The following is a 22,985-nucleotide window of genomic DNA, read 5'->3' on the forward strand; positions in this document are numbered from 1 at the left end:
TCGAAGTAAATGTGAAGCACTGTTATCTAAAGGCGTGAGCATGCTCACCGATTGAACGCTAATTAACGTGTGCGCCTTTCTTTATCTTTCTTTTTCGAGTGCTCTGATATTCATCAATGAAGCGATATCCCGAGTTTAATCCCTGTTGATAGTCAAAGAGTAGATCCTCGGTGCTACTCATCAGCGAAGAGCTGCGCAGAGGTTCTTCTGGAATGATCTGCATTACGTAGCAATCTTCGGGTGGGTTAGAGATAAATTCTTGAGTCAACGCATAGGTTTGATAGTGCACCATTAGCATATCTGCTAACCCTGCATCGAGTCGATTGCCGAGCAAATGAGACAATCGATAGACGTTGTCCGCCCCAAACAACCATCGACCGCCATTGAGTAGCTCTAAACGCGACATGGGTTTTCCAGAGTCGCTTTGACCCACTCGCTCATCGATAAAGTCTTCAATACTCTTTTTACCCTGATCGAGTTTTTCACTCCAAAAGTTTTGAATATTGTCTATGGGACTGCGATACCAGACCTCATTATCATGTTTTTCTGGAGGATCTATTCCTTCTTGAACAGTTAGCAAGGGATGTTCTGGTAACTCTGTTCGAATGACGATGATACTGCGAGCCCCTTGCCTCCAAGCTTCTTGAATAGGCACTGAAGCTGACACGCCGCCATCGACAAACTCCTTGCCCGCAACAGATATGGGCCTAGAAACGAGGTTAGGTATCGCACAAGTTGCCCTTATTACATCCAACCAATCAGTCGCAAGCATAGGAAGATAGTCATCATGGAAGTTGTCTGCTCGAGTCACTGCTGCATATGCCTCTCTTCCAAGAAGCATCTTTTTTCCCATATCAATATCGAGTTTATAAGGAGGAGAACAAATCTTACCTAGCGCCCAGTCGAGCCCAATATAATGTTTTTGCCTGATAAAACTGAACAGGTTGAAAAAACGATCATCGGTGGTGAGATCTAGGAGAAATGATTTCCCAATTTCGGGTTGCCGACAAAGGTATGCACAGAGGTTAAGTGCTCCAGCAGAGGTGCCATAGAAGGTGTTAAATGGGTCAAAATTGGAATACAAGAAGGCATCTAAAACACCGGCGGTGAAGATACTACGTTGCCCCCCACCTTGTGCAACTAGCGCATTTTTGCCATTAATATACTCAGCAAACATCTCTTGCTTGTATAAGGCATTGTTACCCCAGACTAACCCACTGTTTTCCATTCATCCACCATAGGAAACTAGCTTAATACAGCAACTAATCCATAAGCGATAAGTATTGCAAAGATTGAGGTTACTATTGTTATGGTAAATTTTAGATCGGTACTCATTCTCTCACCTTATAGATATTCGATAATCCCTAAAGATAATAATACCTAGGGTTAACATAAGTATTAGCATTCCTGAGTTTACCTCTCAAGACTTAGCGAAAAGCCGTGCAGAATTATGCAGTTACTGTCACAATTAACTATACATTACTTAGGTGCTACGCAAGCGTGAGCACGGATCGTTAAAGCTAAGTAAACATGCTCTAGATTGACAAGGATGACAATACTATGAACAGAAAGACCCTCACCCTATTGGTGCTAGCCTGCAGTTACCCTGCCGTCTCTCAAGCAGAGATCTATATTACTCCAATGGTTGGCTACAGCATGGGTGGTTCGTTTGATACGGAAGAGAACGGCAGTTTTGATATCAAAGAAGCCGTCAACTACAACATTGCGATTGAAACTAATGTAGATGCAGGGCGCTTAGGTTTACTCTATTCTCAACAAGACTCTTCTATTGAAGACGTTAATCTTGATACCACACTGCGCTACTTGCACTTTCAAAGTGCCATCTTTTATCCATCAGGAGAGAAGTGGAATTCCTACATAGGTCTGAGTTTAGGTGGAACACAAATAGATGTTCAGGGCGCAAGCAATGAATACAAGTTCTCTGCAGGTATCTATGGTGGTGTCGAATACAAATTCACTGACAGTTTTGCTCTGCAAGGACAGGTTCGCTATTTAGGAACCTTGGTTGATGGCGATTCCATTACGGTATGTAACTCTTCTAGCGATGGTACAAGCTGTAAGTATGCGTTCTCTGGTGACTGGATGAGTCAAGTTCAAGCCAACCTAGGCTTTAGATTTAGCTTCTAAACCGACACATAATCACAACAATATATTAACGAGCGAAAGGTTCTTGGTTTTTCGCTCTTAAATTAACATTTAGTCATATCCTCTAGCTAAAACCATTTATCTAACTGATGACAACAGTCATTAAGTCATTTGCAGTACGATCCATTAATCTTCCCTCTATCACCAGTAATTTTGCAACCATTCCTCCCATATATGAGCCTTATTTTATCTTGCCAGACAGAATATCTCACGGTAACCTGCCGTTATGACCCAGAATATTCTACTAGTTTTAAAGTCTGGGTAGTAAATTTATAAACATAAACCACTACTTATTAAGCGTTAAAACAGAATTAATAACTACCTAATCGCACTGATGCGAGGTGATTATTTTATACACTCTGGTTATTTAAGCAAAAGAGACTCTTAACTCTCATTTAATATTTGCAACTCTTCATAAGTAATTACAAGGAGTAATTATGAAACGAGAACAATGGGGTTCCCGTACCGGATTTATCTTAGCCGCAGTAGGCTCAGCAATCGGTCTAGGTAATATATGGCGCTTTCCGTATATGGCCTATGAAAACGGCGGTGGCGCATTCTTTATCCCTTACCTTTTCGCCATGTTAACGGCCGGTATTCCATTTATGATTATGGAGTTCAAGCTGGGTCAAAAGTATCGTGGTTCTGCACCTGCAGCGCTTCGCTCTGTCAATCCAAAGTTTGAATGGTTGGGTTGGTTCCAAGTTGGTATTGCAGCATGTATCGCTGTTTACTACGTTGCTGTTATCGGTTGGTCGATCTCATACCTTGGCATGTCTTTCAATCAGGGCTGGGGAACAGACACTAACGCCTTCTTCTTTAGCGAATACCTGAACCTAGGTGATAACTCGCCGTCTAACCTTGGCTCTATCCAATGGAAGATTGCGGGTACCATGCTTCTGGCTTGGGCTATCACTTATTCAGCCATTGCAGGTGGTGTTAAGTCAGGTATCGAACGCGCAGCTAAAATCATGATGCCAGTATTGTTCATCATGGTGTTAGTGCTAATCGGTCGCACTATCTTCCTACCAGGTGCACTAAACGGTATTAACTACCTGTTTGAACCAGACTTCAGCAAGATCATGGATCTTAAGGTGTGGGCGGCGGCTTATGGTCAGATCTTCTTCACCCTAAGTATCGGCTTTGCAATCATGCTTGCTTACTCAAGCTACCTGCCAGAGAAATCAGACATCAATAACAACGCCTTTATGACGGTATTGATTAACTGTGGCTTCTCTATCCTTGCGGGTATCATGATCTTCTCTGTATTGGGCTTCATGGCACATGAACAAGGTAAAGAGCTCACAGACGTTGTGTCTGCCGGTGTGGGGCTTGCCTTCGTTACTCTACCTGCGGCAATTAATGAATTGCCAGCGCCTTACATCCTAGGTCCACTATTGTTCCTAGCGCTGACTATTGCTGGCTTAAGCTCGCACATCTCAATCATTGAAGCGGTAACATCTGCAATCATTGATAAGTTCAAGCTAGAACGTAAAAAAGCGGCGACATTGGTGTGTGGTATTGGCGCTGCGGTCTCTCTAGCATTCGCCACAAACGGTGGTTTGTTACTGCTAGACCTTGTTGACTACTTCACCAACCAGATTGGTATCGTATTGAGCTGCTTCATTGAAGTTCTGTTGATTGTATGGATTGTTAAGACTGCAACTATTCGCAACTATGTAAACTCAGTATCTGATTTCCAAATCGGTGCTTGGTATGACGTTTGTTTGAAGTTTGTAAGCCCAGCAATTCTTGCTCTAACACTATTCAATACATTGAAAGCGACTCTAACCGATGGCTACGGCGGTTACGCACAATCTGACCTGCTACTACTAGGTTGGGGACTGCTTGCCCTTCTCGTTATCATTGGTGTAGCAATTAACGTACTCAGCAAAAAGGAAGCGTAATTATGACTACCAGCGCAATCATTATGATGGTTCTTGGTTTAGGGATTACTTGGGGTGGTGCTGCCATCTGTATCCGTAAGGCAATGAAAAAGCAACAATAATAACGAGTAGCTGACAGTTTAAAGCTATCAGCTATCAGCTATCAGAAATTAAAAAGCCGACATATTATATGTCGGCTTTCTTGTCTCTATTGGTATCAAAACTAAAAGCGGTAAGTCACACCAATTGCGGCACCAAATTTAAGCTTTGATTTGTCTTGAATCTGCCATTCTGGAGCAACCTGTCCAAAAGCATTCCAATTTGGCGCGAAGTTCCAATCCAAGCCTAGTGGTACTCGAAGACCCCAATCGTCATCCCATTCATACCAGCCACCAGCCCCGACATACCAATCAAAAGGAATATCTTGAGAAAAGCTGCCTTTGGAAAAATGGTAATCAAACGCCATTCCATCATTGCCCACAGTTAAGTTAAATCTGTCTTCAAATTTAACTACTGCACTTAGACCCTGATCAAACGCCATACCTACTTTAACATTAGTAGGACCGGCTGCTTTCGCTGCTCCAACATAGGTAGCTACCCCAGTAAGAACTGCCGTGACCAATGCTAACTTCCCAATATTCACTTTATGTATCCTTGATTATGTATAACTTTGCGCATTTTAGTCTTATTTTAGCGCCCTTTGTCAGCGATTTGTGATGAAATCTGTAAAAGTGCGTTTTGTAACACACTTTTATTTCTCGCAACACATTCAGGCCATGTATGCCAAAGATGAATAGACACCTTTGTAATATCTGAGATCAAAAAAAGAAGGCCGAAGCCTCCTTTTTGTATCATGGTTATATGTGGATATTAACCGTTGTTACGAATCCACTCATCCATGTCTGTTTTAAGGTTGTCAGACTTAGTACCGAAGATAGCCTGTACACCACCTGAAACAACAACTACACCAGCTGCGCCAAGTTGCTTAAGCTTATCTTGGTCAACATTATCAGTGTCAGCTACTGCTACACGTAGACGTGTAATACAAGCATCAAGACCTGTGATGTTCGCTTTGCCACCGAATGCAGCTACAAGCTCGCCTGCTAGTTCAGAACCAGTTGCAACTGAAGCTGCTTCTTCTGTTTCGTCTTCACGACCAGGAGTTTTAAGGTCCATAGCAGTGATAACAGCGCGGAATACGAAGTAGTAAATTGCAGCGTAACCAAGACCAACAGCAACCATTAGACCCATCTTCTGAGCATTACCAGAAAGAACGATGAAGTCGATTAGACCGTGTGAGAATGATGTACCGTGTACAAAGCCTAGTACGTTAGCAACAACGTATGCAGAGCCCGCTAGTAGTGCGTGGATTCCGTAAAGTACAGGAGCAACGAATAGGAATGAGAATTCGATTGGCTCAGTAATACCAGTTAGGAAAGAAGTCAACGCAGCAGAAAGCATGATACCCATTACTTTAGCGCGGTTCTCAGGCTTAGCACAGTGTGCAATAGCGATTGCAGCAGCTGGTAGACCGAACATCTTGAACATGTAACCACCCGCAAGTTGACCGAAGCCATTGCCTGCAGCGCGAGATGCTTCATCAGCAACTAGGTAACAAGTTAGAACACCGTTTTGAGCAACGCCGTTTCCGTCAACACAAGAACCTGCCTCGAAGAAGAACGGAACGTTCCAAACGTGGTGTAGGCCGAATGGGATCAGAGAACGCTCAACGATACCGTAGATACCAAACGCTAGCTCTGGGTTTTGCTCAGCAGCCCAGTGAGAGAATGCTCCGATAGCAGAACCAACTGGTGGCCATACGATAGAAAGCAGGATACCAAGGCCAATAGATAGGAAACCAGTGATGATTGGCACAGCACGCTTACCAGCGAAGAAGCCAAGGTACTCTGGAAGTTGGATGCGGAAGAAACGTGCAAATGACCATGCAGCAACACCACCGACTAGGATACCACCTAGAACACCAGTATCGATTTTCTCAACGCCCATAACACCAGCCATAACGCTAAGTGTTGCAGTCATGATGCCGTAACCAACGATAGCAGCAAGACCTGCCACACCGTCGTTATCTGTAAAGCCAAGTGCTACACCAACAGCAAATAGCAGAGCCATTTGACCGAATACTGAGCCACCCGCTTGTTCCATTAGGTTAGATACAACCTCTGGAATGAAACCAAGGTCAGCGGCGCCGACACCTAGTAGAATACCTGCAACTGGAAGTACTGATACTGGTAGCATCAGAGACTTACCAACTTTCTGCAAGTTCGCAAAAAGGTTCTTAAACATGTTTATGCTCCTGAAAGATTATTAGTATTTTGTCGGGTCCCATCGACTTACCCCCGTAGTCCGAATGATGGTTCCCATCGAAGAAATGTAACCTCTACGATTATATTTTTCGTCTCTAAATATATATTGATGCGCCTCAACTTTCCTCACTGACTAAAATCTAAGTGTTCAAAAGCCGTTATGGATCACATTCGATAACGCGAACAATAAACAAACAAACACACTCTAAGCAACTGTATTTAAACAATAAAACCACATTAAAAGTGGCTTTATTTACTAATGTACGCGCTTTCAAGCACTTATTTTTTATACGGAAATTTACTACAACAGCTATGTGAACTCGATTTTAAACACATAAAATAATAAACAACACATATAGTAAAAAGCTCTTATTATTGAGTCACTTTAGACCAAAGAGGTGAAATACGCACAAAAACTAACTTAGCGTCGCAAAAAAAGATCGGCGAAATTTTGCGTGGTTTTTTCCGCAACCTGACCTAATGAAATCCCTTTTAGCTGCGCAATATAACTAGCAACTTCAACTACATAGGCAGGTTGATTCTCTTTTCCTCTATGAGGCACTGGCGCCAAATACGGAGAATCTGTTTCAATAAGCAAGCGTTCTAGAGGTAATTTTTTAACAACCTCTTTTAATTCAATAGCTTGACGAAAAGTCACGATTCCTGACACAGAAATGTAGAACCCTAGTTCCATCGCAGCTTCTGCAAATGCCTGGTCTTCAGTAAAGCAATGAATGACCCCTCCGCACTTTTCTGCACCACCATCACGCAATATTTCGAGTGTCTCTGCTCGTGCCTGTCGCGTATGGATAATCAAAGGCTTGTTTACTTCAACCGCTAGCTCAACTTGTTGTTCAAATCGTTCGATCTGTAAGTTCTTGGTCTCTGGCTTGTAATGAAAATCAAGACCTGTCTCACCAATCGCTACTACCTTTTCATGTCGAGCAAAAGAAGCAAGCTGTTCAAGGTCAAACGCGCTCTCCACATCAAGAGGATGAACTCCTGCAGAAGCATGAACTTGTGGAAAGGGAGTAATGAGCTCCATCATCTTTGGAAAAGCGTCAAGGGTCACGCCAACCGATAACAGTTGTTTGACGTTAGCTTCTTCCGCTTTAGCAATGACGTCGGCTACACCAGTGTGCAAGTCTTGATAATTCAACTTATCAAGATGGCAATGAGAATCTACAAACATATAACACCTATAAAAAAACGCGCTGTGCGCGCGCCTTGTAAACAATAATTTTAACTAGTACGAATAGTCATCTAGTCTTCGTTTCAATGAGCCACTGACTTAATAGTAGTTCTTTATTGAGCCCTGTATGAAGGGTAAGTTGCTCAATGAGCTTGGCGAGTCTTCGTGTCATATCGAACACCCGCTGATAATCTAGAACTGATTTGAGTCGTTTTAGTTGAGGATGGTTTTCTACGGTAGGTAGTGCAACAAAATACCCTTTCTGCAGCTCGATCAATACCAATGACAACAAACTCAGCTTAGCGAGCGTGTCCGCAGAACACTTATCTACGAAGGTTTTCGGTAATGCAAAGTCCTGCTCAATAAAATCCGTCAATGCTGCTAATGTAGTGTCAAACTCAGCGCCTTGCCCTTCATCAATAAATGCTTTTAGCTTTAATGGAGCGCCTAAGCATAACTGATAATACAGCTCAGACACCTCAGAGATCCCATTAGCTGCTAGCCATTGCTGATATTCACTCAACACAGGCGTTTTAACGTGCCAATGCTGACAGCGACTCTTAATCGTAGGCAACAAGCGATGAGGTGCATGGCTTCTTAAAATAAACACACAGCTATCAGGTGGGCTTTCTAGTGTCTTCAATAACGCATTCATCGCCTGCTCTGTCATTGATTCAGCGGGCTCTATAACAATGACTCGTTGGCCGCTCAATTGGGACGACTCTAGAGCATAGCGATTCCCTTCGCGAATCTGATCCACTGAAATGGTTGCTTTACCCTCAGCAGGTGCGATTCGATGTAAATCAGGGTGTGTCCCTGCTTGAAATAATGCACAGCTATGACAAAAGCCGCATGCCTCTACTTCGCTACTGTTGCACAATTGCACCTTGAGCAATGCTTCAACCAGTGATTCTTCACCAAGTCCTTCCGTTGCACTGAACAGCAAAGCTCCAGGCAAAGAGCCATGTTGCATGCTCGCCTGCAAATTCGTCCAAGTTTCAGATAACCACGGATACTGAACACTATTCATGATTAGTGATTTCCTAACCAATGAGTTAGCGCTACTTCGATATCACTGGCCACTTTATCAATCGGCTGCGCAGCATTAATGATTAAAATCGAGCTATCGCTGTTGGCCAATTCAAGGTAGCGCTCTCGTGCTCGCTCAAAAAATGAAATATCCATTTTTTCAATGCGATCCAATTCGCCACGACCGCGCGCACGCTCTAACCCAAGTCGCGGCTCGATGTCCATGTATAGGGTAAGATCGGGTTTAAAATCACCTAAGCTAATCTGCTTCAATGACTGCATTGTTTCTGCGGGAATCTGTCGACCACCACCTTGGTAAGCCTGAGATGAAAGATCGTGGCGATCTCCTACTACCCAGTTACCTGAGTTCAATGCAGGCTTGATGACAGTTTCTACCAACTGTACTCGTGCGCCATACATAAGAAGTAATTCGGTGATGTCTTGGATTTCTTCTGCTTCGTGCTCTTCTTTAACCAAAGCACGCATTTTTTCAGCTAATGGAGTACCACCAGGTTCTCTTGTTGAGACTATATTCTCGATACCTGATGAGGTTAACACCGACATAATACTCGCAATAGCGGTACTTTTTCCGGCGCCCTCTAGGCCCTCAACAACAATAAACTTACCTTGTTCCATTTATTTACGTGCCCTTAGCTTTCTTAGATATTCTTGAACAGCGCGATTATGATCTCTTAAGTTTTTAGAGAAGACATGCCCACCATCACCACTTGCTACAAAGTACAAATACTTGCTGTCATCCGGGTCAACAGCTGCGGCTATTGCCTCTTCACCCACCATAGCAATTGGCGTTGGTGTCAGACCGTACATGGTATAGGTGTTGTATGGTGTTGGCGTTTGTAAATCACGCTTACGAATATTGCCTTTATACTTATCCCCCATACCGTAGATAACGGTCGGGTCTGTTTGCAATCGCATGCCAATATTCAAGCGATTCACAAACACAGACGAAACCAATGGGCGCTCTTCGGGAACCGCCGTCTCTTTTTCAATAATAGAGGCTAGAATTAGGGCTTCATATGGATTCTTCAGTGGCAGCTTGTCTTGGCGTTGCCCCCAATATTGTTCTAGAACACGGTTCAACTGTGTATGAGAACGCCTCATGATATCCAAATCTGACATGCCTACCGTATAGTGGTAAGTCTCTGCCAAAAATAAACCTTCGAGTTTCTCTCTATCAATCTGTAGGGCTTCGGCTATCTCAGCCTCAGTCAACTCTTTGGTCGTGTGTATAAGGTGGGGCGCTTCGTCGAACATCGCGCGCCATTCTTTAAAGGTACTTCCTTCAACAAAGGTGATGCTAAATTGCATCTGCTGCCCATGGACCAAATCTAAAAGGGTTTGTTTAAGGGTAAGATTCGGCTCTATCTGAAAGGTGCCTGCTTTAACCTGAGTTAACTCAGGATGCGCACGACGCAATAAACGTGAAAAGTCACTTGGCTCAATCCAGCCATCTTTTTCAAATCGATTTAACAACGAATTAAATGAGGTTCCCGACTCGATAGTGACTAGAGTGGGCTCATCAATTTTCACTGACTGGTTAACATAGCCGTCGAGTTGGTTCCAAACGTAAAATAAACCAGCTCCAGCCAAAAGAATGCAGATGATACAAAGGGTGATGATTTTTTTAAGCACTATTTATACTCTCCTGAAAGTCGCGTGTAATTATACCGACTGGATAGGATTTATGTGTGATTTTTACGACAGGAGCGATGCCTAATAGAGAATTACACATAAAAACTTCATCTGCGCTCAATAAATGTTCCATATCAAACTCACCGAACAGAACCTTCATACCCAACATCTGGGCATCCTGGATAACCAGTCGACGAATAACACCGGAAACACCGCACTTTTCCATACTTGGGGTGTAGAGCGTCTTACCTTTGACCCAAAATAGATTTGCCATCGTTGTTTCTACTATATGATCATTGAGGTCCAGCACGACTCCGTCTAGGTGGCCTTGCTGTTCTATATCGGCTTTTAACAGCACTTGCTCTAATCGATTGTTGTGTTTATGCCCGGCTAATAAGGGATTAATTCCTAGTTTGTGCTCGGCAACGCCCAGTGCAACGCCTTGCTGCTGCCAATCTTTGTAGTGTGCAGGGTAGCTAAATTCACTGATGGTCACTAAAGGCTCAGTAACGCCAGCAGGACTATACCCTCGGCCACCACTGCCTCGACTAACATGCAGTTTAATGCCCGCTAAGCCTTGCTCTATTGCCGCCTGCTCTACCCAATTTCGCACTTGCTTCCAATCAGGCTGAGAGATTTGTAGCAGTTGTAAACAGGCCTGCATCCTTTCAACATGCAATGGCCAAAAAATTGGCTTTCCATCAAGGGTTTTGATTGTCGTAAAGCCACCGTCTCCGTAATTGAAGCTTCTATCACTCGCCGAAACAGTGCCTTCTTGGACGCCATTTATCCAGTACATGCTCTCTATCCAAAGGTTACCAACAATAAAAAAGGCCAGAGCCAGTTTCTTTGAAACTGATTCTGACCCAAACTATTCTAGCCAACTATTTGTTCTATGGTATCTAGGATTATTAAATCTTTTTGAAGATTAATGAACCGTTTGTACCACCAAAGCCAAATGAGTTACATAGAGCATATTCGATATCAACATCTTGAGCGACGTTTGGCACCAAGTCGATACCTAGCTCTGCAGCACGCTCATCCATATTATCTAGGTTGATTGTTGGCGGAACTTTTTGGTCACGAAGAGCCAATGCAGTGATGATAGCTTCGACAGAACCCGCAGCACCCAATAGGTGGCCAATCATAGATTTAGTAGAAGAAACCTTCACTTGCGCAGAGCCTGCATCACCTAGAGCGCGTTTTACGCCTTTTAGTTCTGCAACATCACCGGCTGGAGTCGATGTGCCGTGTGCATTGATGTAACCAATTTGCTCACCAGTCACACCGGCATCACGCATTGCTGCTTCCATTGCTAGTGCACCGCCAGAACCATCTTCACTTGGAGAGGTCATGTGATACGCATCGCCACTCATACCGAAGCCAACTAGCTCACAGTAGATGTTAGCGCCACGAGCCTTAGCTGATTCGTACTCTTCTAGTACCATCACGCCAGCGCCATCGCCTAACACGAAACCATCGCGCGCTTTGTCCCATGGACGAGAAGCTGCTTGTGGGTTTTCATTATTAGTTGATAGAGCTTTAGCTGCACCAAAGCCTGCAATACCCATTGGAGTAGACGCTTTTTCAGAGCCACCCGCAACCATCGCATCAGCGTCACCGTAAGCAATCATACGTGCCGCATGGCCGATGTTATGCAAACCAGTAGTACAAGCTGTAGAGATAGCAATGTTAGGACCACGAAGGCCACGCATAATAGAAAGGTTACCTGCAACCATGTTTACGATGGTTGATGGAACGAAGAATGGGCTCACACGACGTGCGCCTTTATCGTTCATAACTTGGATACCGTTTTCAATCAGACCTAAACCACCAATACCAGAGCCAATCGCCACGCCTACGCGAGTGCAATTTTCGTCAGTGATTTCTAGGCCAGAATCATCAAGAGCTTGGATACCTGCTGCGATACCGTACTGGATAAATAAATCCATTTTACGGGCATCTTTTTTAGACATGTACTCTTCGCAGTTAAAGTCTTTGATAAGACCTGCAAAGCGTGTTGTAAATTCGGTGGTGTCAAAGTGTTCGATATTTGAAATACCGCTTTGACCAGATAGCAGGGCTTTCCAAGAAGATTCTACGGTGTTGCCGACCGGTGACAACATACCCATGCCAGTGACAACTACACGACGCTTGGACACGATTTTTACTCCGGGTTAGATTAGTTAGATATTGATTTTAAACAATAAGGGAACTGAAATGAATCAGGCGGCCAAGATAGACCGCCTGAGAAGAGAATTACTGAGCGCTAGTTACGTAATCGATAGCAGCTTGAACAGTAGTGATTTTCTCTGCTTCTTCATCAGGAATCTCAGTGTCGAACTCTTCTTCTAGAGCCATTACTAGCTCAACTGTGTCTAGAGAGTCAGCGCCTAGATCGTCAACGAAAGATGCTTCGTTCTTAACTTCAGCTTCGTCAACACCTAGCTGTTCAACGATGATTTTTTTTACACGTTCTTCAAGATTGCTCATTTTTTATTTCCTATACATAAGTCGCTTAATGCGATGTTTTGCGTAGTTTATTCGAAAGTTAAAAAGTTGCAAGGGCATCCTTGCTGGTCAAACCACAATTTTGTGAATTTAACCGATTTTAATGGCATTTTTGACATATATCACGCCAAAAATGCGCAAAATTACACCATGTACATGCCACCATTGACGTGCAATGTTTCACCTGTGATGTAAGCAGCGTCTGGAGAGGCAAGGAATGCCACAGCAGCTGCAATCTCACGAGGATCACCTAAGCGACCCGCTGGCACAGAAGAGAGCGTCGCAGCGCGTTGCTCGTCATTCAATGCTTTTGTCATATCAGTTTCGATAAAGCCCGGTGCTACAGTATTGACCGTTACTCCACGAGAAGCAACCTCACGAGCCATAGACTTTGTAAAACCAATTACGCCCGCTTTCGCTGCCGCGTAGTTTGTCTGTCCAGCGTTGCCCATAGTACCAACTACTGAACCTACATTGATGATTCTACCGCACTTTTTCTTCATCATGCCACGTAGAACGGCTTTAGACAAACGGAAGATTGAGGTCAGGTTAGTGTCCATGATATCTGTCCACTCGTCGTCCTTCATGCGCATTAGCAGGTTGTCACGTGTGATACCCGCATTGTTCACTAGAATATCAAGAGGACCAAACTCTGTGGTGATCTCTTTAAGAACTGACTCAATAGACGCAGGATCAGTCACGTTAAGTGCCATTCCCTTACCTTTGTCACCTAAATACTCGCTAATCGCTGCAGCACCGTTCTCGCTCGTTGCTGTACCGATCACTGTTGCACCACGTGCAACCAATGTTTCAGCGATAGAACGACCGATACCACGGCTAGCACCAGTAACTAGTGCGATCTTTCCTTCAAGGTTCATTATTCGTTATCTCCGTTAAGAATCTTATTTCGCCGCTTCAAGGGATGCAGAGTCATTGACCGCTGCAGCCGTCAGGCTTTTTACAATACGTTTAGTTAGACCGGTTAATACTTTACCTGGGCCTAATTCTAGAAGTTTTTCAACACCTTGCTCGTGCATCTTCTGCACACCTTCTGTCCAACGTACTGGGCAGTATAGCTGACGCACTAGTGCATCTTTGATCTTTGCAGGATCCGTCTCAGCAGCCACATCAACATTGTTGATCACTGGCAGCGTTGGTGCGTTGAATTCAATATCTTTAAGTGCTTCAGCCAAGCGATCAGCCGCTGGCTTCATTAGTGCACAGTGTGATGGTACAGAAACAGGAAGAGGCAGAGCACGCTTAGCGCCGGCTTCTTTACATAGTGCACCAGCGCGCTCTACAGCCGCCTTGTTACCTGCGATAACAACTTGGCCTGGAGAGTTGAAGTTAACCGGTGAAACAACCTCACCCTGTGCAGCGTCTTCACATGCCTTGGCTATCGCATCATCAGCAAGACCAATAATAGCGTACATTGCACCCGTACCTGCTGGTACCGCTTCTTGCATTAATTGACCACGTAGCTCAACCAGTTTAATTGCTTCTTTGAAGTCCATAACACCCGCACATACTAATGCTGAGTATTCACCTAGGCTGTGACCCGCCAACAGCTCAGGAGTCGCTAGGCCTTGTTCGTTCCATACGCGCCAAACTGCAACAGAAGAAGCCAGTAGTGCTGGTTGAGTGCGATGAGTTTGGTTTAGATCTTCAACTGGGCCGTCTTGGATAAGCGTCCAAAGGTCGTAACCTAACACCTCTGAAGCTTCTGCAAATGTTTGTTTAACAATATCAAACTGCTCGCCAAGTTCAGCTAACATACCAAGGCTTTGAGAGCCTTGACCTGGAAATACGATTGCAAATTTGCTCATAATTCGTCCTTTAAGCCTTGCTAAATATTGAAAAAGAAGTGCAAAGGCACTTCTTTTGGTTAGTCGAACACGCCTGGATTAAAATTTAACCAGCGCAGAACCCCAGGTGAAACCACCACCAAAGGCTTCTAGCAACAGCGTCTGACCACGCTTAATCCGACCATCACGCACTGCTTCATCCAACGCTGTTGGTACTGTTGCAGCCGAAGTATTGCCGTGGCGATCAAGGGTCACTACCACCTGATCCATAGACATGGACAGTTTCTTTGCTGTTGCGGTAATAATTCTTAGGTTTGCTTGGTGTGGCACTAACCAATCCAAGTCTTCTTTACTCATGTTGTTGGCTTTTAGCGTATCGGTAACCAAACGAGAAAGTTGGGTTACAGCCACCTTGAATACTTCATTGCCCGTCATGTGTAGCCATTTATCGACTTCACCACCACGAACTGGCATTTCAAGACTAAGTAGCTCGCCATAACGGCCATCTGCGCCTAAATGTGTCGATAGGATGCCCTGCTCTTCGCTTGCACCTAACACCACTGCACCTGCACCATCACCAAACAAGATAACCGTTGAACGATCAATCTCATCCACTGATTTAGACAGAGCATCAGAGCCAATAACTAAAATGTTTTTACACATACCTGAACGGATGTGTTGGTCTGCGATTGACAACGCGTATACAAAGCCCGTACATGCAGCTGCCACATCGAACGCAGCACAACCAGGGATCTCTAAGAGTCCTTGGACCTGACACGCTGAAGATGGGAATGCATGACTACCACTTGTCGTAGCAACAATGATGAGATCGATATCTTTCTTATCGATACCGGACATTTCAATTGCATTTTTAGCGGCAATAAAGCCCATGTCCGCCACCGATTCATCGGGAGCAGAGATGCGACGTTCTTTGATACCTGTACGAGCAACAATCCACTCGTCGGCAGTATCTACCATTTGTTCTAGATCTGCATTGGTGCGCACTTGGGAAGGCAAATAGCTGCCTGTGCCTAATATTTTGCTATACATGAAGACTAATTTTGCCTCTCGAGTAAAACGGTTTCCAAACGGTCACTTATACGACTGGGTACTTGACGTTTGACCTCGTGAACTGCCTCTATGATTGCATTGATGATAGCAGTTTTATCCGCACTTCCGTGACTTTTAATGACAATGCCGCGCAATCCTAGCAAACTTGCCCCGTTATACTGGTCGGGGTTCAGCTGTTTTAGCTCAGAAAACAGCTCAGAGAAGAATAATTTTGAAATCCAAGCTCTTAGCTTAGACGACAGCATATGACGTTTTAGCCTTTCAAGGAATAGATTTGCGACTCCTTCAGACGCTTTTAGGCATACATTGCCTACAAAGCCATCACATACCACTACATCCGCTTCATCGTGTAATAATTGATTAGCCTCGATAAAGCCGGTGTAATTAATTGATTTTACCTGCTGAAGCATTTCAGCACAGTTTTTTACCAGATCATTTCCCTTAATCTCTTCCTCGCCCACATTCAATATCGCCACTCTTGGTGCACGTTGCAGGTGTTCTTCAGCAAGTGCCGAGCCCATCACCGCAAATTGAAATAGCGTGTTCGCATCGACTGAGACATTTGCACCAAGATCCAATAACCAGACTTTTTGGCCACTACGGGTAGGTAAAGCAGAGATGAGTGCTGGCCTTTCAATGCCGGGAAGTAACTTTAGACGATAACGAGAGAGTCCCATCAAAGCACCTGTATTTCCTCCGCTCACACAAGCCTGTGCGGTCTGATCTTCAATAAGATCAATAGCTCGGCGCATAGAAGTGCCTACGCTGCGGCGCATTACGGAAGAAGGCTTATCGGTGTCGGCAATGACCTTATCGGTATGCTCGATATGAATTCGGTCTTTGGGGTAAGAACCCAATGTAGAGAGGTGGGGAATGAGGACAGATTCGTCGCCCACTAATATAATTTTCAGCTCTGGGAAAATAGACAATGCCTGCACGGCGGCAGGCACTGTAACATGGGGACCGAAATCCCCACCCATTGCATCAAGTGCAACGGTAATCGTTTTCAAAAGGTAATCTTACTTGTTGATTACTTTTTTACCACGATAGAAACCTTCAGCAGTCACGTTGTGACGTAGGTGAGTTTCACCTGAAGTTGCGTCTACAGATAGTGCTGCTGTAGTTAGCGCATCGTGTGAACGACGCATGCCACGCATTGAACGTGATTTTTTGCTCTTTTGTACGGCCATTGACCCTACTCCTTTGTCTTTGCTTTTAAGCTTTTTAAAACTTCGAACGGGTTTGGTTTATCATCCTCAATTTCTTCAGGAATATCACCAAAAACCAAGTTATGTGTATTTACGCTACATTCAGACACGTCGTGCATTGCTATTTGAGGCAAGTTTAGAAGGAACTCGTCTTCAACTAACTGTATGAGATCGCATTCACCGTACTCGTTCAGATCTACCAAATCGTACTCTTCCGGGGCTTCCTCTTCGGTCTTTTCGCCCTTATTAGGGGTATAGACGAATTGGACTTCACAAACATGTGTGAAGTTCTCATTGCAGCGTTGACACTCTAAATCGACTTCGACGTTAGCTTTACCAGAGATAACGACCAATCGTTGTTCATCTAAGTCAAATGACAATGTGACTTCTGCGTCGCGTTTTACGCCTTCGACCGACTCGGCCAAGCGCTTGAGCAGACTGACTTGGATGATGCCATCATAGTCTAGTCGTTTCTGAGCAGCTTTACTCGGGTCAACCGTTCGCGGTATTTTTACCTTTTGCATAGGGCGCGAATATTATCTCTCAATTTATATTTAGTCAAAGGAAAACAGAAAAAACTTACTCAATTTTTGTACGTCGATTATTCTATAGCAATCAATACTGACCCACAGATGGAACTCATGAGCGAATATCAAATCGTTTTAGCCTCAACATCACCCTATCGAGCTGAAATTCTGCATAAATTATCTCTTTCTTTTACTCAGCTTAGCCCAGATTTTGACGAGACCGCTCAGGACAATGAAACACCAGAGCAACTCGTTGCCAGACTTGCTGAAGGAAAAGCGAAATCTTGCGCCCTACCCGATGGCAATCACCTCGTTATTGGCTCAGACCAAGTGTGTGTGGTTAATGGCCAAATCATCGGTAAACCGCATTCGGTAGAAAACGCGATGAAACAGTTGCACGCTCAAAGCGGCCAAACTATTACTTTTTACACTGGCCTTGCATTATACAACAGCAAGCAGTGTCGCACTCAAGTGGTTGTTGATACCTTTAAGGTTCATTTCAAAACACTAACAGACACCCAAATCATGCGTTACGTTGAAATGGAACAACCTCTCAATTGTGCTGGTAGCTTCAAGAGCGAAGGACTGGGCATCGCTCTATTTGAAGCTTTGGAGGGTAAAGACCCAAATACACTAATTGGGCTACCACTCATCGAACTTATTACCCTGCTCGAAAACGAAGGGGTTTCTGTATTGGGTAACGCCGTTACTTAACGCGTAGCCTTTCGATAGCACGTTGCAGTTTATTTTCCATTGGTGCAGAAATGTCCATTTCCTTTTCTGTTCCAGGATGAATAAATTTAATATTTGCCGCGTGTAAGAAAAGACGGTCAAGACCTACCTTTCCAGTGAAAGCATCAAAACGGCGGTCACCATAGCGATCATCCCACGCAATGGGATGACCTGTATATTGAGTGTGTACACGAATCTGATGCGTACGCCCGGTTATCGGGCTCGCCTGCAGCAAGGTTGCGTTGTTGAGCTTTTCAATTATCTTAAAGCGAGTTTCTGACGCCTTGCCGTTTGGGTTTACACGCACAATGCTGTTCACTTCATTCTTGAGAAGTGGCGCGGTCACTTTACGAATGCTGCTCTTCCACTCACCCATCACTAACGCAAAGTAGTACTTCTGCACTGTCTTTTCACGAAACTGAGCCTGTAGATGACGCAACGCCGAACGCTTCTTAGCGACTAATAGGATTCCAGAGGTATCTCTATCAATGCGATGCACCAACTCTAGAAATCTCGCGTCTGGCCTAAGCGCTCGCAAGGCTTCAATAGCGCCAAACTTTAAGCCACTGCCGCCATGGACAGCGGTGCCCGATGGCTTGTTAAGGATCAGCACATGCTCATCTTCATACAAAATGCAGTGTTCGAGCTCTGACACCTTATTCAGCTTAGTGCTAAGGGCCGGCGCTTCTTCGGTAGCAGGCAAAGTTACTGGTGGGATTCTGACGATATCACCCGCTTGAAGCTTGTATTCTGCTTTAACGCGCTTTTTATTTACACGAACTTCTCCCTTACGCACGATTCGGTAAACCATGCTTTTAGGGAGCGCCTTTAATTGATTGCGCAAAAAGTTATCAATGCGCTGTCCAGCCATGTCGGAATCTATGTCAACAAACTGTACTTGGGTTCTAATTTCACTCATTCCCTTAGTCTAACATCCTAAAGTGCTGTAAATCACATTTTTCTCTACTAAAATGGATAACTGAAACAAGCTGTGCTCCTGTTTGTTGGTTATTTAAAAACCTGTGTACAACATTAAGCCGTCACAGTTTTGTCATTTTTACTGACATTTATTAAACACTTTAATATCAGCCACTTATATATGAAGCCTTCGCAGTTTTTAGATTTTTTTCTATCCTTTATCTGTTTGTCGATTGCTGTGTATTAGTGACACTGTTATAGTTCGTCAATCAATATGCCCTCTTGGTTATTTTTTACACTTTTCTAAGGTGCAAATTGATAAAAAGACGAAAGTCGATTGTTCATTTCCCAGTGCTGCGTAAGGCATAAGACATTGATAATGAACAAACTTATCGCACGACTTTTACCTATCGATGCAGAGATCGACTGCAATTACTCGCAGATCATGTTTTTCTGAAGAGAAAAATGTGATGGCTAAAGTGTCCCCGAGCATCCCTTCCAGCCGAGAGGCTGCATTGATTGACCATGGGATCAGACACCATCGATAGAAACAATTGCGATAATCACAAATGAAATAATTAAAGAATCACAACGAGATTTCGAATGAAAAGAATGTTAATTAACGCAACTCAAAAAGAAGAGTTGCGTGTCGCCCTCGTTGATGGACAGAAGCTATTCGATCTAGATATCGAAAGCCCTGGCCATGAATCAAAGAAGGCGAATATCTACAAAGGACGTATCACACGCATCGAACCAAGCCTAGAAGCGGCGTTTGTTGACTATGGTGCAGAGCGACACGGTTTCCTCCCTCTAAAAGAAGTTGCTCGCGACTACTTTCCCGCTGGTTACACATACCAAGGCCGTCCAAGCATTAAAGAAGTGCTTAAAGAAGGCCAAGAAGTCATTGTACAAGTAGAGAAAGAAGAACGTGGTAACAAGGGCGCAGCCCTAACTACCTTTATCTCTCTTGCGGGTAGCTACCTAGTACTGATGCCTAACAACCCTCGTGCAGGCGGTATTTCTCGTCGTATCGAAGGTGACGAGCGCACTCAACTTAAAGCAGCTCTAAGTACATTAGAACTGCCTCAAGGCATGGGTTTAATCGTTCGTACAGCAGGTGTTGGTAAGAGTGCTGAGGAGCTTGAATGGGATCTAAACGTACTTCTTAACCACTGGAATGCAGTAAAAGAAGCGTCTGATGCAAATCAAGCGCCTTTCCTGATCCACCAAGAAAGTAACGTTATCGTTCGAGCTATTCGCGACTACTTGCGTCGTGATATTGGCGAGATCCTTATCGATAGCAACACTATCTTTGAGCGTGCTCAAGCGCACATTCAATTGGTTCGTCCTGACTTTATCAACCGTGTTAAAAAATACGAAGGTGAAGTACCACTATTTAGCCACTACCAAATTGAAAGCCAAATCGACTCTGCGTTCCAGCGTGAAGTTCGTTTGCCTTCTGGTGGCTCAATCGTTATCGACCCAACTGAAGCGTTGACCTCTATCGATATCAACTCTGCTCGCGCAACAAAGGGTAGCGATATCGAAGAAACCGCACTGAACACTAACCTAGAAGCTGCCGATGAGATTGCTCGTCAGTTGCGTCTACGTGACCTAGGTGGCCTGGTTGTTATCGATTTCATCGATATGACTCCAGTACGCCACCAGCGTGAAGTAGAAAACCGTCTTCGTGAAGCTGCGCGTCTTGACCGTGCTCGCGTACAGATCGGTCGTATCTCTCGCTTCGGTCTTCTAGAGATGTCTCGTCAACGTCTGAGCCCTTCTCTAGCAGAAGCAAGCCACCACATCTGTCCTCGTTGTTCGGGTACGGGTGTTGTGCGTGACAATGAGTCTCTAGCGCTGTCTATCCTTCGTTTGATTGAAGAAGAAGCTCTAAAAGACAACACTGCTCAAGTACTTGCTGTTGTGCCTGTGCCTATCGCCTCTTACTTGATGAACGAGAAGCGACGCAGTGTGAATCACATCGAGCGTTGCCAAGAAGTTAAGATCCTTATTGTTCCTAACTCAGACATGGAAACTCCTCACTTTGAGGTTGTTCGTGTTCGTGAAGGTGAAGAACAAAGCCTGCTTTCTTACCTATTGCCGAAGAAACTAGACGCAATGAAAGAAGCAGAAGCTCGTGATGCTGGTGAAGTTGAAGCTGCACCTCGACGCATTGAAGAGCCTGCACTTCAAGGTTTTGCCTCTCCTGCACAATCAGCAGCGCCTGCGCCAAAACCACAAGCAGCACCTGCTGCGGCAACACCTGTAGCGACGGCTCCAGCTAAGCCTGCAGCACCTGGCCTATTCTCTCGCATCATCTCAGCGATCAGTAAACTGTTCAGCTCAGAAGAAGAAGTGAAAGAAGAGAAACCGGCTGTTGAAGAAAGCAAGCCAAAACCGCAACGTCGCGATCGTAACGATAACCGTCGTCGCAATAACCGTGATAACCGTCGTCGTACCAATCGTCCAAACCGTAACAAGTCTGAGAACGAAGAGACCACGACAGAAGCACCTCGCGAACAAGCACCTCAACAAGATTCACCTCGTAAAGAGAACAAGCGTAAACCTCGTAAAGAGAGAAAAGCGCCAAGCAAAGTTGAAGAGCAAGGTAAACAAATTGCCGAGCAAGCTCAGCAAGAGCCTGAAGCGAAGAACGACAAAGAAACCAAGACAAGTCAGGTTAAACAGCGTCGTCAACGTCGTCAGATGAAGAAACAAGTACGCGTTAAGGATCAGCAAGCAGATGCGAACCAACAGAACGTAACTGCAGAAGCTCCAGCGGCTAAAGTGTCTAAACCTGAAGCAGAAAAACCAGCGAAGAAGCAACAACCGAAAGGCAAAGCTCCAGCTGAAGACAATGCTCAAGGTGAAAACTCTGAGAAGAACGAAGCGCCACAACAACGCCGTAACCGCCGCTCTCCGCGTCACCTACGTGCAAGTGGTCAACGTCGTCGTCGCGGTCGTGATCGCAGACCTAACCCATTCCGCCTGCGCAAAGGTGGTGTTGCCTCTCCAGAGATGGCAATGGGTAAAGTAATGCCTAAGTACGACTTGCCTAAGCCGAAGAAAAAAGCGCCTAAAGTTGAAGAAACAACCGCTAGCGTAATCGGTGGTGTTGCTTTCCCAGAAATGTCTATGGGTAAAGTTATCGTAATGAAAGCAGCTCAACCTGTTAAAGCAGAACAGCCTAAGGTAGCCCCTAAAGTTGAAGAAGCTAAGGTTGAAGTCGCTAAGGTTACTGAAGCTAAAGTTGCTGAAACTAAGGTAGAGCAAGCGAAACCTGTAGTTGCAGAAGCAAAAGCTGAAGCACCCGTTGCAGCACCTATCGTTGCAGAAACTATTGAGCAACAGCCTGTTGAACAGCAGCCTGCACCCGTAGTTGAAACTCCTGCTCCAGAAGCTGTAGTAGTTGAAGCGACGCCTGTTGAAGCTGCGCCAGTAGAAACAGCAGAAGTTGTTACTCCTGAAGTAGCGAAGCAGCCAGAAGCGAAAGCTGCACCTGCTCCAAAAGCACAGCAGTCTGCTCCTAAAGCGACCATGAGCTGTAAGGGTCACGCAGGGTCAGGAATGACAAGCGCGCCTGGTCCACAGGAAACACGTGAGATTACTGTCAAGGCAGCCGATTTCCGTAGCGAACGCCTACAAGGTAAAGCCGGTGGCAGTCAGTCTGCTACAGCTAAGGCAACGGCCGGAACCACTAAACCAAATTACTAATTTGGATTAGCCAGAAAAGAGTCAGCTTTATGCTGGCTCTTTTTTTTACCTAATCTATTGGATATTACTGCTGTTTCTCATCCCCTGATTGCACTTCAACCTCGTTTCCGTTAGCATTCGCCGACGAAAATTATAATAGCAAGCACGAATGTGTTACCTAGTGTAACCATATTCCGCAAATTTCCACTATCACGACTATTCTTTAAGTCTTCGGTCGTGAACCCAAACCAAAAGATGAAATAACAC

General features: G+C 44.7%; 23 protein-coding genes. 5 read left to right on the forward strand and 18 right to left on the reverse strand.

Going from position 1 to position 22,985, the window contains the following annotated elements:
• Positions 1 to 58: 58 nt before the first annotated feature.
• Together D5I41_RS17595 and cydH are read right to left on the reverse strand one after the other, a co-directional pair.
• On the reverse strand, positions 59 to 1,228 hold the full coding sequence (locus D5I41_RS17595) for a patatin-like phospholipase family protein (protein WP_119010922.1): 1,170 nt from the start codon (positions 1,226 to 1,228) through the stop codon (positions 59 to 61).
• Positions 1,229 to 1,245: 17 nt separating this feature from the next.
• Positions 1,246 to 1,335: a cytochrome bd-I oxidase subunit CydH gene (cydH, locus tag D5I41_RS21595; RefSeq protein ID WP_119010923.1), complete on the reverse strand. Its 90-nt coding sequence runs from the start codon at positions 1,333 to 1,335 to the stop codon at positions 1,246 to 1,248.
• Between the two features lie 225 nt (positions 1,336 to 1,560).
• Here cydH and D5I41_RS17605 point away from each other — a divergent pair, with 225 nt between their 5' ends.
• The 3 genes from D5I41_RS17605 (at position 1,561) to D5I41_RS17615 (ending at position 4,174) form a co-directional block, all read left to right on the forward strand.
• A complete protein-coding gene (locus D5I41_RS17605; protein WP_119010924.1) occupies positions 1,561 to 2,148 on the forward strand; it encodes an outer membrane beta-barrel protein in 588 nt (195 codons plus the stop codon).
• A 455-nt stretch (positions 2,149 to 2,603) separates the two neighbouring features.
• Positions 2,604 to 4,073: a sodium-dependent transporter gene (locus D5I41_RS17610; protein WP_119010925.1), complete on the forward strand. Its 1,470-nt coding sequence runs from the start codon at positions 2,604 to 2,606 to the stop codon at positions 4,071 to 4,073.
• 2 nt (positions 4,074 to 4,075) lie between these two features.
• A complete protein-coding gene (locus D5I41_RS17615; protein WP_017027744.1) occupies positions 4,076 to 4,174 on the forward strand; it encodes a MetS family NSS transporter small subunit in 99 nt (32 codons plus the stop codon).
• 101 nt (positions 4,175 to 4,275) lie between these two features.
• On the opposite strand, the gene D5I41_RS17620 is transcribed toward D5I41_RS17615, so the two are convergent.
• From D5I41_RS17620 to yceD, 15 genes are all read right to left on the reverse strand, one after another.
• Positions 4,276 to 4,695 carry a hypothetical protein gene (locus tag D5I41_RS17620; protein WP_119010926.1) on the reverse strand — a complete coding sequence of 140 codons (420 nt, stop codon included), beginning with the start codon at positions 4,693 to 4,695 and terminating at the stop codon, positions 4,276 to 4,278.
• Between the two features lie 227 nt (positions 4,696 to 4,922).
• The gene (gene ptsG / locus D5I41_RS17625) at positions 4,923 to 6,356 is read right to left on the reverse strand and encodes a PTS glucose transporter subunit IIBC (protein WP_119010927.1); all 1,434 of its coding nucleotides are present in this window, start codon (positions 6,354 to 6,356) and stop codon (positions 4,923 to 4,925) included.
• Between the two features lie 441 nt (positions 6,357 to 6,797).
• A complete protein-coding gene (locus tag D5I41_RS17630) occupies positions 6,798 to 7,568 on the reverse strand; it encodes a TatD family hydrolase (protein ID WP_119010928.1) in 771 nt (256 codons plus the stop codon).
• A 67-nt stretch (positions 7,569 to 7,635) separates the two neighbouring features.
• The gene (holB, locus tag D5I41_RS17635; protein WP_119010929.1) at positions 7,636 to 8,598 is read right to left on the reverse strand and encodes a DNA polymerase III subunit delta'; all 963 of its coding nucleotides are present in this window, start codon (positions 8,596 to 8,598) and stop codon (positions 7,636 to 7,638) included.
• Between the two features lie 2 nt (positions 8,599 to 8,600).
• Positions 8,601 to 9,233, reverse strand: coding sequence for a dTMP kinase (gene tmk / locus D5I41_RS17640; protein ID WP_119010930.1), 633 nt, complete (start codon positions 9,231 to 9,233; stop codon positions 8,601 to 8,603).
• The gene (gene mltG / locus D5I41_RS17645; RefSeq protein WP_119010931.1) at positions 9,234 to 10,250 is read right to left on the reverse strand and encodes an endolytic transglycosylase MltG; all 1,017 of its coding nucleotides are present in this window, start codon (positions 10,248 to 10,250) and stop codon (positions 9,234 to 9,236) included.
• On the reverse strand, positions 10,243 to 11,049 hold the full coding sequence (pabC, locus tag D5I41_RS17650) for an aminodeoxychorismate lyase (protein ID WP_119010932.1): 807 nt from the start codon (positions 11,047 to 11,049) through the stop codon (positions 10,243 to 10,245). Before pabC ends, mltG begins: the two co-directional genes overlap by 8 nt.
• Before the next feature lie 112 nt (positions 11,050 to 11,161).
• The gene (fabF, locus tag D5I41_RS17655; RefSeq protein WP_119010933.1) at positions 11,162 to 12,412 is read right to left on the reverse strand and encodes a beta-ketoacyl-ACP synthase II; all 1,251 of its coding nucleotides are present in this window, start codon (positions 12,410 to 12,412) and stop codon (positions 11,162 to 11,164) included.
• 97 nt (positions 12,413 to 12,509) lie between these two features.
• Positions 12,510 to 12,743, reverse strand: a complete 234-nt coding sequence (gene acpP / locus D5I41_RS17660) for an acyl carrier protein (RefSeq protein ID WP_004737381.1) — start codon at positions 12,741 to 12,743, stop codon at positions 12,510 to 12,512.
• Between the two features lie 161 nt (positions 12,744 to 12,904).
• Entirely contained in the window at positions 12,905 to 13,639 is a 735-nt protein-coding gene (fabG, locus tag D5I41_RS17665) for a 3-oxoacyl-ACP reductase FabG (protein ID WP_017027734.1), read from the reverse strand.
• Positions 13,640 to 13,663: 24 nt separating this feature from the next.
• A complete protein-coding gene (gene fabD / locus D5I41_RS17670; protein ID WP_119010934.1) occupies positions 13,664 to 14,587 on the reverse strand; it encodes an ACP S-malonyltransferase in 924 nt (307 codons plus the stop codon).
• Between the two features lie 78 nt (positions 14,588 to 14,665).
• Positions 14,666 to 15,616 (reverse strand): beta-ketoacyl-ACP synthase III, encoded by a 951-nt coding sequence (locus D5I41_RS17675; protein ID WP_119010935.1) that lies wholly within the window; start codon positions 15,614 to 15,616, stop codon positions 14,666 to 14,668.
• A gap of 5 nt (positions 15,617 to 15,621) precedes the next feature.
• A complete protein-coding gene (gene plsX, locus D5I41_RS17680; RefSeq protein ID WP_119010936.1) occupies positions 15,622 to 16,647 on the reverse strand; it encodes a phosphate acyltransferase PlsX in 1,026 nt (341 codons plus the stop codon).
• Between the two features lie 9 nt (positions 16,648 to 16,656).
• Complete coding sequence (gene rpmF / locus D5I41_RS17685) at positions 16,657 to 16,827, reverse strand: 50S ribosomal protein L32 (RefSeq protein WP_004737376.1); 171 nt, start codon at positions 16,825 to 16,827, stop codon at positions 16,657 to 16,659.
• A gap of 5 nt (positions 16,828 to 16,832) precedes the next feature.
• Complete coding sequence (yceD, locus tag D5I41_RS17690) at positions 16,833 to 17,369, reverse strand: 23S rRNA accumulation protein YceD (protein WP_119010937.1); 537 nt, start codon at positions 17,367 to 17,369, stop codon at positions 16,833 to 16,835.
• A 117-nt stretch (positions 17,370 to 17,486) separates the two neighbouring features.
• Between yceD and D5I41_RS17695 the strand changes: the two genes are divergently transcribed.
• Positions 17,487 to 18,086: a Maf family protein gene (locus tag D5I41_RS17695; RefSeq protein WP_119010938.1), complete on the forward strand. Its 600-nt coding sequence runs from the start codon at positions 17,487 to 17,489 to the stop codon at positions 18,084 to 18,086.
• Here D5I41_RS17695 and rluC read toward each other — a convergent pair.
• Positions 18,079 to 19,023, reverse strand: coding sequence for a 23S rRNA pseudouridine(955/2504/2580) synthase RluC (gene rluC / locus D5I41_RS17700; protein ID WP_119010939.1), 945 nt, complete (start codon positions 19,021 to 19,023; stop codon positions 18,079 to 18,081). The genes D5I41_RS17695 and rluC overlap by 8 nt on opposite strands.
• Positions 19,024 to 19,625: 602 nt before the next feature.
• Here rluC and rne point away from each other — a divergent pair.
• A complete protein-coding gene (gene rne / locus D5I41_RS17705; RefSeq protein WP_119010940.1) occupies positions 19,626 to 22,739 on the forward strand; it encodes a ribonuclease E in 3,114 nt (1,037 codons plus the stop codon).
• Positions 22,740 to 22,985: the final 246 nt, after the last annotated feature.

The sequence above is a fragment of the Vibrio superstes genome (assembly GCF_003569005.1).
Classification (GTDB): domain Bacteria; phylum Pseudomonadota; class Gammaproteobacteria; order Enterobacterales; family Vibrionaceae; genus Vibrio; species Vibrio superstes.